Origin of the sequence: Homoserinimonas sedimenticola, assembly GCF_026094475.1 — a bacterium.
Classification (GTDB): Bacteria; Actinomycetota; Actinomycetes; order Actinomycetales; family Microbacteriaceae; genus Homoserinimonas; species Homoserinimonas sedimenticola.
Map to the genome: position 1 here is coordinate 707,979 of NZ_JAPELL010000001.1, position 13,117 is coordinate 721,095.

Annotated in this window: 16 protein-coding genes; 7 read left to right on the top strand and 9 right to left on the bottom strand. The window is 67.5% G+C overall.

Features of this window, described 5'->3' with window-relative positions; translation table 11 throughout:
• Positions 1-19: 19 nt before the first annotated feature.
• Positions 20-691 carry an NAD(P)H-hydrate epimerase gene (locus OH146_RS03305; protein ID WP_265157348.1) on the top strand — a complete coding sequence of 224 codons (672 nt, stop codon included), beginning with the start codon at positions 20-22 and terminating at the stop codon, positions 689-691.
• Here OH146_RS03305 and OH146_RS03310 read toward each other — a convergent pair.
• The 3 genes from OH146_RS03310 to OH146_RS03320 are packed head-to-tail and all read right to left on the bottom strand — an operon-like array spanning position 675 to position 2,307.
• Positions 675-1,667, bottom strand: a complete 993-nt coding sequence (locus OH146_RS03310; protein WP_265157350.1) for an NAD(P)-dependent alcohol dehydrogenase — start codon at positions 1,665-1,667, stop codon at positions 675-677. The genes OH146_RS03305 and OH146_RS03310 overlap by 17 nt on opposite strands.
• Entirely contained in the window at positions 1,664-1,894 is a 231-nt protein-coding gene (locus OH146_RS03315; protein WP_265157352.1) for a helix-turn-helix transcriptional regulator, read from the bottom strand. Before OH146_RS03315 ends, OH146_RS03310 begins: the two co-directional genes overlap by 4 nt.
• Entirely contained in the window at positions 1,888-2,307 is a 420-nt protein-coding gene (locus OH146_RS03320; RefSeq protein ID WP_265157354.1) for a hypothetical protein, read from the bottom strand. Before OH146_RS03320 ends, OH146_RS03315 begins: the two co-directional genes overlap by 7 nt.
• Positions 2,308-2,422: 115 nt before the next feature.
• On the opposite strand from OH146_RS03320, the gene OH146_RS03325 reads away from it, so the two are divergent.
• Positions 2,423-2,944 carry a metallophosphoesterase family protein gene (locus OH146_RS03325; RefSeq protein ID WP_265157357.1) on the top strand — a complete coding sequence of 174 codons (522 nt, stop codon included), beginning with the start codon at positions 2,423-2,425 and terminating at the stop codon, positions 2,942-2,944.
• Here the strand turns inward: OH146_RS03325 and OH146_RS03330 are convergent.
• Positions 2,934-3,269, bottom strand: coding sequence for a hypothetical protein (locus tag OH146_RS03330; protein WP_265157360.1), 336 nt, complete (start codon positions 3,267-3,269; stop codon positions 2,934-2,936). The two genes, OH146_RS03325 and OH146_RS03330, sit on opposite strands and share 11 nt — an antisense overlap.
• A gap of 104 nt (positions 3,270-3,373) precedes the next feature.
• Here OH146_RS03330 and OH146_RS03335 point away from each other — a divergent pair, with 104 nt between their 5' ends.
• The 3 genes from OH146_RS03335 to OH146_RS03345 are packed head-to-tail and all read left to right on the top strand — an operon-like array spanning position 3,374 to position 5,879.
• Positions 3,374-4,384, top strand: a complete 1,011-nt coding sequence (locus tag OH146_RS03335; RefSeq protein WP_265157362.1) for an NYN domain-containing protein — start codon at positions 3,374-3,376, stop codon at positions 4,382-4,384.
• 44 nt (positions 4,385-4,428) lie between these two features.
• Positions 4,429-5,094, top strand: a complete 666-nt coding sequence (locus OH146_RS03340; RefSeq protein ID WP_265157364.1) for a SatD family protein — start codon at positions 4,429-4,431, stop codon at positions 5,092-5,094.
• Positions 5,091-5,879: a hypothetical protein gene (locus OH146_RS03345; protein ID WP_265157365.1), complete on the top strand. Its 789-nt coding sequence runs from the start codon at positions 5,091-5,093 to the stop codon at positions 5,877-5,879. Before OH146_RS03340 ends, OH146_RS03345 begins: the two co-directional genes overlap by 4 nt.
• A 43-nt stretch (positions 5,880-5,922) precedes the next feature.
• Here OH146_RS03345 and OH146_RS03350 read toward each other — a convergent pair whose 3' ends face one another.
• Positions 5,923-6,951 (bottom strand): LLM class flavin-dependent oxidoreductase, encoded by a 1,029-nt coding sequence (locus OH146_RS03350; protein ID WP_265157367.1) that lies wholly within the window; start codon positions 6,949-6,951, stop codon positions 5,923-5,925.
• 93 nt (positions 6,952-7,044) lie between these two features.
• Between OH146_RS03350 and OH146_RS03355 the strand changes: the two genes are divergently transcribed.
• Entirely contained in the window at positions 7,045-7,254 is a 210-nt protein-coding gene (locus OH146_RS03355) for a hypothetical protein (RefSeq protein ID WP_265157369.1), read from the top strand.
• Positions 7,255-7,374: 120 nt separating this feature from the next.
• The gene (locus OH146_RS03360; protein WP_265157371.1) at positions 7,375-8,238 is read left to right on the top strand and encodes a serine/threonine-protein kinase; all 864 of its coding nucleotides are present in this window, start codon (positions 7,375-7,377) and stop codon (positions 8,236-8,238) included.
• A 6-nt stretch (positions 8,239-8,244) separates the two neighbouring features.
• Here the strand turns inward: OH146_RS03360 and gatB are convergent, their stop codons facing one another.
• The 4 genes from gatB to OH146_RS03380 are packed head-to-tail and all read right to left on the bottom strand — an operon-like array spanning position 8,245 to position 13,054.
• Complete coding sequence (gene gatB, locus OH146_RS03365; protein WP_265157374.1) at positions 8,245-9,777, bottom strand: Asp-tRNA(Asn)/Glu-tRNA(Gln) amidotransferase subunit GatB; 1,533 nt, start codon at positions 9,775-9,777, stop codon at positions 8,245-8,247.
• Positions 9,777-11,318, bottom strand: coding sequence for an Asp-tRNA(Asn)/Glu-tRNA(Gln) amidotransferase subunit GatA (gatA, locus tag OH146_RS03370; RefSeq protein WP_265157376.1), 1,542 nt, complete (start codon positions 11,316-11,318; stop codon positions 9,777-9,779). The genes gatB and gatA overlap by 1 nt, the downstream gene beginning before the upstream one ends.
• Positions 11,315-11,662: an Asp-tRNA(Asn)/Glu-tRNA(Gln) amidotransferase subunit GatC gene (gene gatC, locus OH146_RS03375; RefSeq protein WP_265157378.1), complete on the bottom strand. Its 348-nt coding sequence runs from the start codon at positions 11,660-11,662 to the stop codon at positions 11,315-11,317. The genes gatA and gatC overlap by 4 nt, the downstream gene beginning before the upstream one ends.
• A gap of 36 nt (positions 11,663-11,698) precedes the next feature.
• A complete protein-coding gene (locus OH146_RS03380; RefSeq protein ID WP_265157380.1) occupies positions 11,699-13,054 on the bottom strand; it encodes an alpha/beta hydrolase family protein in 1,356 nt (451 codons plus the stop codon).
• Positions 13,055-13,117 lie beyond the last annotated feature (63 nt).

Below are 13,117 nucleotides of genomic sequence, written 5' to 3' on the forward strand. Positions count from 1 at the left end.
CCCGTCGTATGGTGTGCGCATGCAGGCCTACTCCGCAGCGCAGATCCGAGCGGCCGAGGCGCCCTACCTCGCGGCCGGCGTTCCCCTCATGGCGCGTGCCGCTGCAGCGCTCGCCGCCGAGATCTCTACACTGCTCGGCGCGCCCGGACATGTCGTGCTACTCGTGGGCTCCGGCAACAACGGCGGCGACGCCCTCTTTGCGGGGGCCGAACTCGGCCGTGCTGGGTGGCGCGTGTCGATCGTCCCCACCTCCCAGCGCCTGCACGAGGAGGGACTGCGGGAGGCCGAGGCTGCCGGTGCCGCCCTTGAGCCGACGGATGCCGCAGCCGATCTCACCCGCGCCTGCGATGTTCTCGTTGACGGCATCCTGGGCACGGGCTCCGCGGCGGACCCTGCCCTGCGCGGGGCGGCGCGCGCGGTCGTGGACGCGGTGCTCGCCGTGCTCCGTGAGCCGCGGCATCCGCTCGTCGTGGCGGTCGACATCCCGAGCGGGGTGAATCCCGACGATGGCGGGGTGCCCGACCCGCTCGTGCTGCCCGCCGACGTGACCGTCACGTTCGGCGCCATGAAGACAGGGCTGCTGCGATCGCCCGCCCGCGAGTTTGCGGGCCGCGTCGTGGTGGCCGACATCGGCATTGGCGACGAACTCGCCACGCTCGACGAAGGCGACGGGCTCAGCCGACCGCGATGACGACCTTGCCCGTGATGAGGCCCTCCTGCACGAGCCGAATCCCAGCGGCAGTCTCGGTGAGCGGCAGCATCCGATCGATCCTTGGCCGCAGCGCGCCCTCCTGCATGAGCTGCGCGAGCTCCTCGAGGTCGGCGGATGTTTCGACCGAAGTCAGTCCGACGAGCCGCTGAGGCACGAACGGCGACAGCAGGCCCGCGCGCAGCGTGCGATCGAAACCCCCGAGGAGCGCGCCGTCGGTCTCGGAGCCGACGATCACGAGGGTCCCGCGAGGGGCGAGCACCCCGCGCAGCTCATCGAGCGAGCGGTGCCCGCCCGCATCGAGGATGAGATCCCAAGTCTCGCCCGCGTCGCCCAGTCGCTGCGTCGTGTAGTCGAGGACGGCATCGGCGCCGAAAGTCTCGACCGCCGCGATCTTCGCCGTTCTGCAGACTCCCGTCACATGCGCACCCATCGCCTTCGCGATCTGCACCGCGAAGCTGCCCACCCCGCCGCTCGCGCCGAGCACGAGCACCCGAGCCCCCGCGGCGAGGCGACCACTATCGCGAAGCCCCCGGAGTGCCGCGCACCCTGCGACGGCGACTGCAGCAGCATCTTCGAACGAGACAGCGTCGGGCTTGATCGCGAGCTTCTTGGGGTCCGCCAGCGCGTATTCCGCGAAGGAGCCCTTCGCGACGCCGAACACCTCGTCGCCCACGCGCAGGGAGGTCACACCCTCGCCGACGGCATCGATGACGCCCGAGACATCCATGCCGCGCGTCCTCTGCCGCGGTGCACGCAGCCCCATGAAGAGTCGCAGCATGAGGGGCAACCCCTCCATGAGATGGATGTCGCCGCGGTTGATGCTCGCGGCGGCGACACGCACGCGTACTTCACCTCGGCCTGGAGAGGGAACGAGCACATCCCCCTGCTGCAGGACGTCGACACCTCCGTACTTGTCCTGCGTGATGGCAGCCATGGACGTGGTCGCGATTGTCATGAGGTCGTCTCCTCGGTCGGGTAGTGAAATACGTCATCGAGCGGCACCTCGAGGGCCTGCGCGATCTGAAATGCCATCTCAAGCGAGGGGGAATAACGCCCCTGCTCAATCGCGATGACGGTTTGACGGCTGACGCCGACCCGGGCGGCGAGTTCGGCCTGCGTCATCTCATCGCGGTCGAAGCGCAGTCGGCGGATCGAGTTGGTGACCTTCGTCGACTTCACCACGGCATGCCCGAGCGGTAGGCGACGAGCTTTGCGATCGATGCGACGATGGCCGACACGGCGAAGGCGAGATAGATCACGTTTGCGATCCAGAAATGCTCTGCCTGGACCATCGCGAGGAGCAGCGCCGCCAGCGCACCCGCCACGAGTACGCCGTGCCCGATGAACTCGCCGAAGCGATCGATCTCGAGATCGCGTCGATCCCGCTTCTCGCGCTTATCCGGATGCATGAGGAACATGTGGGCGATGATCGAGGCGACGATCGCTCCGCAGATCGTCCAGAGCATGGCCGGTACGTAGTCGACGTTGGGGAGGGGCTGGCTGCCCACCCGGGAGAGGACCAGGCCGACGTAGACCCCGTATCCGGTGACGGCGAGAACGAGCATGACCCACACGCTCCGGTGTTCGTACGACATCGTTCCTCCATGTAAAGAAAAGCTGACACGGAGAATGTATGAGATGACAGACATCGTGTCAAGAAACTCTTACACCACCCTCGCGCTTCGGCTCATGGCCTGCGACGATGAATCAATGACAACCCGTCTGCTGCTCCTCGCCGACACCCACGTGCCGAAACGGGCAAGAACGATCCCTGAGCAGGTCTGGCGCGCCGTCGAGGAGGCGGACATCGTGATCCACGCGGGCGACTGGGTCGAGCCGGACGTACTCGATGAGCTGGAGGCCCGCAGCTCCCGACTCCTCGGCGTCTGGGGAAACAATGACGGCGACGAGCTGCGCCGACGCCTGCCGGAGGTCGCCTCCGAAACGATCGAGGGCATCCGCTTCTCGGTCGTTCACGAAACCGGGTCGGCGTCGGGCCGGGAGAGGCGATGCGACGCCGCCTTCCCCGACACCGACGTGCTCGTCTTCGGGCACAGCCACATCCCCTGGGACACGACAACCGAGAACGGCGTGCGCCTGCTTAACCCTGGATCCCCGACCGATCGGCGCCGCCAGCCGCACTGCACCATGATGACGGCGGTGGCCGACGCGGGCGCCCTCCGCGACGTCGAGTTCGTGATCGTCGAACGCGGGGAGGGCCCTACTTCTTGAGGGCGCGGATGACGCGGCTCAGCGCCTTGCCCGCGACCCACGTCAGCGGGATCGCGACCGCGAGAAGCGGGATGAGCGCGGGCACGAAGCGCGGACCATTCTCGCCCGGCACGAACATGCCGATGGGGATGCTCGCGCCACCGCCTCCACCACCCTCACCCTCGCCCTCACTGCCCTCGGGGGCGCTGCCGCCTCCGAAGCCGAAGCTCACGAACGAGACGGGCACGGCCTCGACCCCGCCGATCTCGATCTTCTCGCCGTAGTTCACCTTCGCGCCCACGGAGCTCGCCACCCGCTCCGACAGCGTCTGCACGATGTTTGCCATGGCGACGAGACTAGCCCTCCCGCCATTCACCGAATAGGACGCAGTGTTTTCCTCAGTCGGTCGCCATTGTTCCGTCTTCCAGCCGCAGGCACCAGACTGGGCACATGCCTGAACCCACGGAGGGACGCGTCGCCGTCTACATCGACTTCGACAACATCGTCATCAGCCGCTACGACCAGGTCCACGGTCGGGGCCACTTCCTTCGGGAACAGATCCGCACGATCACGGCCGACAGCGTTCGCGACGACCGCGACCTCGCGGCGCGACTCGAGCGGGCGACCGTCGATATCGGTGCCGTGCTCGACTATGCCTCGTCGTTCGGCTCGATCGTCATAAGCCGCGCTTACGCCGACTGGTCGATCGAGGTCAACGCAAGCTACCGCGACCAGCTGATGGAGCGTGCGGTCGACCTTGTGCAGCTCTTTCCTGCCGTGAGGTCGATGAAGAACGGGGCCGATATCCGCTTGGCCGTCGACGTCGTCGAGGACCTCTTCCGCCTCCCCGACCTCTCCCACGTCATCATCGTCGCGGGCGACAGCGACTACATCCCTTTGGCGCAGCGAGCTGCGCGGCTCGGCCGCTACGTGGTCGGAATCGGCGTCGCCGGATCGACCAGCAAGTTCCTTGCGGCGGCCTGCGACGAATTCGCCGACTACGACGCCCTTCCCGGCATCGGTGACGACAGTGTGGAGGACGAGGAGGACGAGACCTCCGCGGCCGAGCCTGCGAAGACGGATGCCGAGGCTTCCGCCGAAACTCAGGCGGAGGGTCGGGCACGCCGGCGCGCGAACCCGAAGGCGGCGACGGAGACGACGACCGCCTCGGCGCCGAGCAAGCGCGCCAAGCAGGCCGCGCAGCAGGCCGCATCCGCTCTCCTGACGCGAGCCCTGCGGCTCGGCCACGCCAAGAACGACGCCGACTGGCTTGCGAGCTCCGGCGTGAAGAACCAGATGCTGCGAATGGATCCGTCGTTCCAGGAGTCGGCTCTCGGATACAAGAACTTCACGGAGTTCCTCAAGTCGCGAGGCAACATCGTTCAGATCAAGGAGGAGGGGCAGACACGCTTGCTTCGGCTGCGAAGCGCCTCGGCAGACGAGGGCGACGGCCGCTCATAAGGACTCCGCTTATATTTGCCTGAAATTAGCGATAGGCTTATAGAATGGTTCCTCCGAAACGGGCGATAGCCGTGATCGCCGACCTCTCCAAGTCGCGCACACACAGCGATAGAGCGGGCCTGCAGCGCGCTGTCGAGGATGCGTTCGGTGCCCTCGCAAGAGCGGTGCCCGCCGAGGAGCCGCTGCAGCCCACAATCGGGGACGAATTCCAGGCGGTCTACGCCGATCTCCCTACAGCCGTGCGCGCCTCCCTTCTCGCGCGTCTCTCTCTCCCGGAGGGCGTGGACTGCCGCTTTGGGCTCGGCCACGGCGAGTTGCGATCAATCGGCGAGGGTGCGGCCGGTGTGCTGCAGGACGGCTCCGCATGGTGGTCGGCCCGCGAGGCCATTGGTCAGGCCAGGGAACGGGAGTACGGTCGTCAGCCTTTCGTTCGCACCTGGTTCTGCAGTGCCGAGGGAGCGCCGCTCGACGACATCGCGCCCGCAGCGGAGAGCATCGTCAATGCCTACCTCATCACGCGCGACCACCTCGTGAGCGCGATGTCGGCGCGCGAGAAGCGATTGCTGCTGGGCCAGCTCACCGGGAGCACGCAGGCGGAACTGGCGCACGATGAGGGGATCACGCAATCCGCCGTCTCACAGAACCTCCGCCGCAGTGGCGCCGCAGCAGTCCTAGCGGGTGAGACGCTAGTCGCAGGAGGTCACCCGTGACACTAGTCGCCCTGCTCTTCATCGCCATCGGCGTGGCCGACATCACGCGAGAGCGCTTCCGCAGACCCATCGGTCCCATCGTCGGCGGCACTGCCGGCATCCTCGTGCTCTGCCTCTCTGCCTGGGGGCTAGGGGCGCCCGTCGGGCCGGTGCTCGCCCTCGCCGGCGCCACGCTTGCCTGGATTGCGGCAACCGCCATCCCCACCGGCGGGCAGAGCGGATACCTGAAGCTGGCACTGCTCGGCGCGCTCATCACGGCAACGTGGGCGTTCCCGATCGCCTCCGATGATGGCGCCCCGCTCGCCCGCTGGTATGCAGCACTCCCCTACTCGTTCACGACCGAGATCAACGTCGACGCCTTCATGCTCGGACTCGGTTCCGTGCTGTTCCTCATCGAGACGGCCAACATCATCGTGCGCCTCATCCTGGCCGCAGCACCGCGCGCCACCGCGAAGACCGTGACGACCGCGGATGCCACGACACCCGCTCGGCGCTCCTGGTTCGGTCGCGGCGCTACCGTCGCCGTGAGTCCGGCGCCGCAGGGTGTGCTGCCGCTGAAGGGTGGCCGGATACTCGGCCCCTTCGAGCGCCTCTTCCTCTTCGCTCTCGTGATGGCCGGGCAGTTCACGGCGCTTGCCGCGGTCGTGGCAGCCAAGGGGATCATCCGCTTCCCGGAGATCTCGAAGGACACGGCCGACGGCTCGAAGGCCGAATACTTTCTCGTCGGTAGCTTCGCGAGCTGGGCGGTCGTGCTGGTGGTCGCACTGATTGCCCTCTCCCCGTGAGCAGCAGCCAGGGACTCATACCCGAGCAATATAAGGGTATAGCTTATCCGAGCAGTTCCCGGACACGGGGAATGACCTCGCGGCCGTAGAGCCCGATTGAGGACATGAGCTGCTCATGCGGCATCGTCCCGTTCGAGTATTTGAGGTCGAAGCGCGAGAGCCCGAGCCCCTCGACCGTGCGCACGATCTTCTGCGCGACCGTCTCGGGCGAGCCGACGAAGAGAGCACCGGATGCGACCTCCTGCTCGTACTCCGCTCGCGATAGCGGTGGCCAGCCACGCTCCTTGCCGATCTGGTCGCGATTGGCCTTGAAGTGCGGATACAGCTCTTCGCGTGCCTGCTCATCGCTTACTGCGATGTAGCCGGGCGAGTGGGCTCCAATGGGAAGCTCCTCGCGGCCGAACTGTGCAAGCGCCCTCCGGTACAGGTCCGCGTAGGGTGCGAAGCGCTGCGGGTCACCCCCGATGATTGCAAGCATGAGCGGGAGTCCGTAGTGGGCAGCGCGCACGACGGATTCCGGGCTCCCTCCGACTCCCACCCAGGTCCTGAGCGTGCCCTCCTCAAGCTTGGGATACACGTGCTGGTCGGCGAGAGAGCCGCGTACGGTGCCCTCCCACGTCACGGCCTCATTGCCGATGAGCCGCGAGAAGAGGTCGATCTTCTCCTCAAAGAGCTGCTGATAGTCGGCGAGGTCGAGCCCGAAGAGGGGAAAGGACTCCGTGAACGAGCCCCGGCCGATGATGACCTCGGCTCGACCCTGGGAGAGGGCGTCGACCGTGCTGAAGCGCTCGAACACCCGAACGGGATCGTCGGAACTGAGAACCGTGACGGCGGACCCGAGTTTGATCCGAGTCGTGCGCGTCGCGATTCCCGCCAGCACGACCTCGGGTGCCGAGACCGCGAAGTCCGCGCGGTGATGCTCTCCGACGCCGATGAAGTCGACACCCAGCTCGTCGGCGAGCACGGCCTGCTCGACGAGGTTGCGGATGCTCTGCGCCTGCGAGAGCGGATGGCCCGCGGCATCCGTCGTCACATCACCGAAGGTGTCGAGCCCCAGCTCAAGCGTCGCCATGATTCTCTCTTCCCAGACCATGCATCTACATGTATCGTGAACCGACTCCCCGCAGAGACTATTCCCCCCGTCGCCGTCCCTGAGAATGGAACCATGAGCACCCCCGCCGATCGACGCTCTCCCTATCGCACCCTCGCCGCCTGGGCCGTAGCCGCGGTCTCGATCGTGCTCACGATGTTCTTCGCCGGAATCCTCTTCCGTGATCCGAGCCTGCCTGCCGCCTGGATCGGGCTCGCCTGCTTCTCCCTCGCCGCCGTGGGAGCCGTGACCACCGTCGAACTTGAGCGACGCGCCCGCAACTGACGGCTCGCCGAATACTCCCTCATCGGCCGCTGGACAGCGCCTGCGAGCATCCCCGCGCCGGAAGATCACGAACAGGTATCGGCGCCCATGAAGGCGTGCACGGGGAGCTAACCTACGAGCATGACTGACCAGGTGGCGCCCGGAACCGAGGTGCTGCTGGGAGGCCGCTACCGCCTCGGCCCCGCCCTCGGTTCGGGAGGCGCCGCAGCGGTTCACCGCGCCCGGGACATGCTCCTCGGCCGCGAGGTTGCCATCAAGGTGTACCGCTCCGCCGCAACCGACCAGGCCGAGATCGACCGGCAGGAGGCGGAGATCCGCACGATTGCCGCGCTCAACCACCCGAGCCTTGTCACTGTCCTCGACGCTGGCGTGTACCTTCCAGAGAAGGACAAACCCACCATCTTCCTCGTCATGGAGCTGCTCAACGGCGAGAACCTTCACGCTCGCATCCAGCGGGGGCGTCTCTCCTCCGAGGAGGCCGCCCTCGTCGGCTTCGACATCGCCGACGGCCTGCAGTACCTCGCCGACCGCGCCGTCGTGCATCGCGACATCAAGCCCGGCAACATCCTTCTCGTCTCCTACAGCAGCGGCGAAGCGCGCAGACGGGCGAAGCTCATCGACTTCGGCATCGCCAAGAGTGACGGACAGCCCGAGATGGCCACCCCGGGCACCACGACCGGCACGGCACCCTACCTGAGCCCGGAACAGGCGAGCGGCGAGGAGGTGACGCCCGCGAGCGATGTCTACTCGCTGGGGCTTGTCATACTCGAATGCCTGACGGGAGTGCGCGCCTTCCCCGGCGAGGCCATCCCCTCGGCCGTCGCCCGGCTCATGCGCGACCCCGACATCCCCAAGTCGCTCCCCGACGCCTGGCGCAGCCTCCTAGCGGAGATGACGGCGCGGACGCCCGAGGACCGCCCCGGTCTCAGGGACGTCGTCCTGCGACTCCGCGGGATCGCCGTGGCCGAACTCGCGGAGCACTAAGCCCGGCTACTGCTGCTGCGCCCTCTCGAGCACGAGCTCTCGCACGCGTGCGGCATCCGCCTGGCCCTTCATCGCCTTCATGACGGCACCGATGACCGCACCGGCGGCCTGTACCTTGCCGTCACGAATCTTCTGAAGCACATCGGGTTGCGACTGGAGAGCCTCGTCAATCGCCGCGACCAGCGCGCCGTCATCCGAGACCACGGCAAGCCCGCGGGCCTTCGTGACCTCCTGCGGCGAGCCCTCGCCCGCGATCACGCCCTCGAGCACCTGGCGCGCGAGGCGGTCGGTGAGCTCGCCGTCCTCGACCATCGCCACGAGCTCGGAGACGTGCGCCGGCGAGACGAGAGTCCCGGCATCGACACCCCTGTCGTTGGCGATACGAGCGATCTCGCCCGTCCACCACTTGCGCGCGGCATGAGCGGATGCACCGGCCGCCGTGGTCGCCTCGACCTCGCTGAGCAGACCCGAGTTGACGACATCCTGGAATTCCAGGGCGGTGAAGCCCCAGGCCTCCTTGAGGCGGCGTCGACGCACCGCTGGCGCCTCGGGCAGGGCCGCCCGCAGCTCCTCGATCAGCTCACGCGAGGGCTCAACGGGCAGCAGGTCGGGCTCGGGGAAGTAGCGGTAGTCGTCGGCGTCGCTCTTCGGGCGCCCCGCCGAGGTGACGCCCGTGTCCTCGTGCCAGTGGCGCGTCTCCTGGATGATCGTGCCGCCCTTCGCAAGGATGGCCGCCTGGCGCTGGATCTCGTAGCGGATGGCCCGCTCGACGCTGCGAAGACTGTTGACGTTCTTCGTCTCCGTGCGGGTGCCGAGCGGGGCCGGCTCCTCACCGGGAGCGGTGCGCGGCCGCAGCGACACGTTGGCGTCACAACGCAGGTTGCCCCGCTCCATGCGAGCCTCGGAGATGCCGAGACCGATCACGATGTCGCGGATGGCGGCGACATACGCCTTGGCGAGTTCGGGGGCGTTGTGCTCGGCACCGAAAATCGTCTTCGTGACGATCTCGACGAGCGGCACGCCCGCGCGGTTGTAGTCCACGAGCGAATACTCGGCGCCCTGGATGCGGCCCGTCGCGCCGCCGACGTGCGTGAGCTTGCCCGCGTCCTCCTCCATGTGCGCGCGCTCGATCGGCACCTCGAAGAGCGTGCCGTCGGGCAACTCGACCTCGACGGAGCCGTCGAAGGCGATCGGCTCGTCGTACTGGCTGATCTGGTAGTTCTTCGCGAGATCCGGGTAGAAGTAGTTCTTGCGGGCAAAGCGCGACGACGGCGCGATCTCACAGCCGAGCGCGAGCCCCAGGCTGATCGAATACTTCACCGCCTGCTCGTTCACGACGGGGAGTGAGCCGGGCAGCCCGAGGTCGACCGGCGTGATCATGGTGTTGGGCTCACCCGTGCCGCCATCCGCGGCCGCAGGGTTCGGGGCATCCGAGAACATCTTCGTCTTGGTGTTGAGCTCGACGTGCACCTCGAAGCCGAGCACGGGCTCGAACATCTCGAGGGCCTTGTCAAAGTCCATCAGTTCTGCCTTGGCCATCAGACCGCACCCTCCTGCGCCGCGAACTCCTCACCGAACGCAAGGTTCGGCGCCTGGGAAATGAGCGAATGCCCCCACTGCTCCTCGAGCAGGGCCTCGAGTGCCCCACCCACCGTGTAAAGCCGGGCGTCCTCATGCGCTGGGGCCATGATCTGCAGGCCGGCGGGGAGACCGTCCTCCTCGGCGAGGCCCATCGGCACGCTCATGCCGGGGACGCCCGCGAGGTTGGCGGGGATCGTCGTCACATCGTTGAGGTACATCGCGAGCGGGTCTCCGAGCTTCTCGCCGAGCGGGAAGGCCGTCGTGGGCGCTGCGGGCGAGACGAGCACGTCGGCCTTCGCGAAGGCGGCGTCGAAGTCGCGCTGGATGAGCGTGCGCACCTTCTGCGCGCTGCCGTAGTAGGCGTCGTAGTAGCCCGCGCTGAGCGCGTAGGTGCCGAGGATGATGCGCCGCTTGACCTCGTCGCCGAAGCCTGCCTCACGCGTCGCCGCCATGACCTCCTCGACCGTGCCGCCATTCGGCAGCTTCGCGCGCATGCCGAAGCGCACCGAGTCGAACTTGGCGAGGTTGCTCGAGGCCTCTGCGGGCAGGATCAGGTAATAGGCCGCAATCGCGTAGTCGAAGCTCGGGGCGGAGACCTCGACGATCTCGGCACCCGCAGCGGACATCGTATCGAGCGCCTTGAGGAACAGCGAGTGCACACCGGGCTGGAAGCCCTCGCGGTCGAGCTCCTTCACGACCCCGACGCGCACGCCCTCGAGCGAACGCGAGGCAGCGCCCGCGCGGGCCGCCTCCGCGAAGGAAGGCCAGGCATCCGTCAGCGACGTCGAGTCGCGCGGGTCGTGCCCGCCGATCACATCGTGCAGTAGCGCAGCATCCAGCACCGTGCGGGTCACCGGACCGACCTGGTCGAGGGAAGAAGCGAGAGCGATCGCACCGTAGCGGGATACTCCGCCGTAGGTGGGCTTGACGCCGACGGTTCCCGTGACAGCACCGGGCTGACGGATGGAGCCACCCGTGTCGCTGCCGAGCGCGAGGGGCGCCTCGAAGGCCGCGACCGCTGCCGCAGAGCCACCGCCGGAGCCACCCGGGATGCGGTCGAGGTTCCACGGATTACGGGTGGGGCCGTAGGCCGAGTGCTCCGTCGACGAGCCCATGGCGAACTCGTCCATGTTGGTCTTGCCGAGGGGCACGAGGTCGGCCTCGCGGAGCCGGCGCACGACGGTCGCGTCGTAGGGCGGCACCCAGCCCTCAAGAATTCTGGAGCCCGCCGTCGTCGGCATGTCCACGGTGCAGAGCACATCCTTGATCGCGACCGGCACGCCGGCGAGGGGGCCGAGCGCCTCCCCTGCCGCACGCCGCGAGTCGACGGATGCCGCAGTCTCGAGGGCCGCGTCGGAGACGTGGAGGAAGGCGTGCACATCACCATCTACCGCAGCGATGCGGTCGAGGTGCGCACGCGTCGCTTCGACACTCGAGACCTCGCCCGATGCGAGCTTCTCGCTCAGAGCTGCCGCCGTGAGCCTCGTGAGATCTGTCACTGTTCCTCCCCCAAGATCGCGGAGACGGCGAACCGCGAGCCATCGTGCTCGGGTGCACCCGCGAGAGCCTGCTCGGTCGTCAGGGTTTCGCCGACGACGTCGTCGCGGAACACGTTTGAGAGCGGGATGGGGTGCGACGTGGCGGGCACATCCGGCGTCGCGATCTCCGAGACCTTGGCGATCGAGTCCACGATCGCCCCCAGCTCACCCGTGAGCCTCTCGATCTCCTCAGGCGTGAGGGCGATGCGAGCGAGGGAGGCGAGGTGAGAGACCTGCTCCGTCGTGATCTGCTCGTGCGGCGCGGCCTGGCCCGGTTGAATCGGGCCGGTCGAGTTCTGAGACATGAAGCTCCAAGCTGAATGAACGGGGATCGGCCAATTCTATCGGCCGACGGCCATGAGGTGCCGACCTGAACTCCCCGTCACGAGGTCGCCGCGCCCCAGCCCGATGAGGGCGAAGTTGCGCATCGACTCCGAGCCGTGTTCGAAATAGCCGAGATGGCCGGTCACGGCGCCGAGCGTGTCGCCCACCACATCGTCGATTCCCCCCGCCACACCCATGATGACCGCGCCGAACTCAGCGCTGCCAGGGTCTGCTCCATGAAAGGCCGTGTCGACGACCGGATCCCACGACGCCTCCGCCACGAACACCGAGCCCCTGTCCATCCCGAAGTCCGCTGCCCGCTGCACACCCACCCCGGGCGAGCCGACGATCGCGATCGCGTCGATCTCGAGCGCGCCCCGTGCGAGAGCGAGGGATGCTGCCGTCGAACCGTAGGAGTGCGCGATGAGCGACACGTGAGGCGGGTCGGCGGCGCGGGCGCTGCGCAGGCCTGCGACGGTTTCCTCCAGCCGTTCTGATCCCTCTCGCGCCTGGTCGAGCATGCCGACGGTGAAGAGGTTGGGGGTTTCGTAGCCCATCCAAGCGACCGTCGCGACGGATGACTCGTAAGTCAGACCCGCAACCTCGGAGTGCAGGAGTGCGAGCTCATCGCGGTGAATGTCGAGGGCGATCTCCGTCCAGTCGACGATCTGACCCTGCACCGTGAAGAACATCCCAGGCACGAGATAGCTGACGTAGTCGGCAGTGTCGAGGTCCCCAAGCGCCACAACCGCCTTGCCCGGCCAGCTGTCGTCGACAGCGATCAGCGAGCGAGCGGGGATGGCGCCGGGTCCGCCGAGTGCCGCTTCGATCTCGCGCAGCATCGCGAGCTGGGTCTCGGCGGCAGTGTGGGCCGTGCGCCCCCCATCGCCCCTCTCAGCCTCACTCGTGGCCGTCTCGATCGCCTGCCGCAGATAGGCGCGGTTTGCGACGTCGCGTGCCGCGTAGGGAACCCCTTCGAGGTTGCCGACGAGCCGCGGCAGAGAACCCACAAGCGTGTCACGCTGTTGCTCTTCTAGCTGCGACCACCACGCGACGACGCCGTCCGCGGGTGGAGGAGATGCGAGTTCATCGACGATCTCCCCGGAGTATGTCGCCGCGAACCTCTGCAGCGTCACGACGTCGGTACGCGCGAGAGCCTCGAGCAGTTCGAGCCCCGAGAGCGCGGCAAGCTCTTCGGGGTTCTGCGGCGCGTCCGCCGAGAGTGTGGGGAGTCCCTCCGTCGCCACGTCATAGTCGATCTGCACGGCCGTGACGGATGCCTCGGGCGGCTCGTCAATGCTCGCGGCGATGGTCGATGCAAGTCCGAGGAGGATTGCCGACGCCGCGATCAGTGCCACAAGGCGAAGCAGCACGCGGAGCCCTTCGAACCAGGGATTGGACAGGTGTATCCCTGAGTCTACGTCGCCTCTCCTGAG

Bases quoted from the DNA above. Each gene is read 5' to 3' on its own strand.
- OH146_RS03305 (WP_265157348.1), top strand. From the start codon at position 20: ATGCAGGCCTACTCCGCAGCGCAGATCCGAGCGGCCGAGGCGCCCTAC.
- OH146_RS03310 (WP_265157350.1), bottom strand. From the start codon at position 1,667: ATGACAATCGCGACCACGTCCATGGCTGCCATCACGCAGGACAAGTAC.
- OH146_RS03320 (WP_265157354.1), bottom strand. From the start codon at position 2,307: ATGTCGTACGAACACCGGAGCGTGTGGGTCATGCTCGTTCTCGCCGTC.
- OH146_RS03325 (WP_265157357.1), top strand. From the start codon at position 2,423: ATGACAACCCGTCTGCTGCTCCTCGCCGACACCCACGTGCCGAAACGG.
- OH146_RS03330 (WP_265157360.1), bottom strand. From the start codon at position 3,269: ATGGCAAACATCGTGCAGACGCTGTCGGAGCGGGTGGCGAGCTCCGTG.
- OH146_RS03335 (WP_265157362.1), top strand. From the start codon at position 3,374: ATGCCTGAACCCACGGAGGGACGCGTCGCCGTCTACATCGACTTCGAC.
- OH146_RS03340 (WP_265157364.1), top strand. From the start codon at position 4,429: ATGGTTCCTCCGAAACGGGCGATAGCCGTGATCGCCGACCTCTCCAAG.
- OH146_RS03350 (WP_265157367.1), bottom strand. From the start codon at position 6,951: ATGGCGACGCTTGAGCTGGGGCTCGACACCTTCGGTGATGTGACGACG.
- OH146_RS03355 (WP_265157369.1), top strand. From the start codon at position 7,045: ATGAGCACCCCCGCCGATCGACGCTCTCCCTATCGCACCCTCGCCGCC.
- OH146_RS03360 (WP_265157371.1), top strand. From the start codon at position 7,375: ATGACTGACCAGGTGGCGCCCGGAACCGAGGTGCTGCTGGGAGGCCGC.
- gatB (WP_265157374.1), bottom strand. From the start codon at position 9,777: ATGGCCAAGGCAGAACTGATGGACTTTGACAAGGCCCTCGAGATGTTC.
- gatC (WP_265157378.1), bottom strand. From the start codon at position 11,662: ATGTCTCAGAACTCGACCGGCCCGATTCAACCGGGCCAGGCCGCGCCG.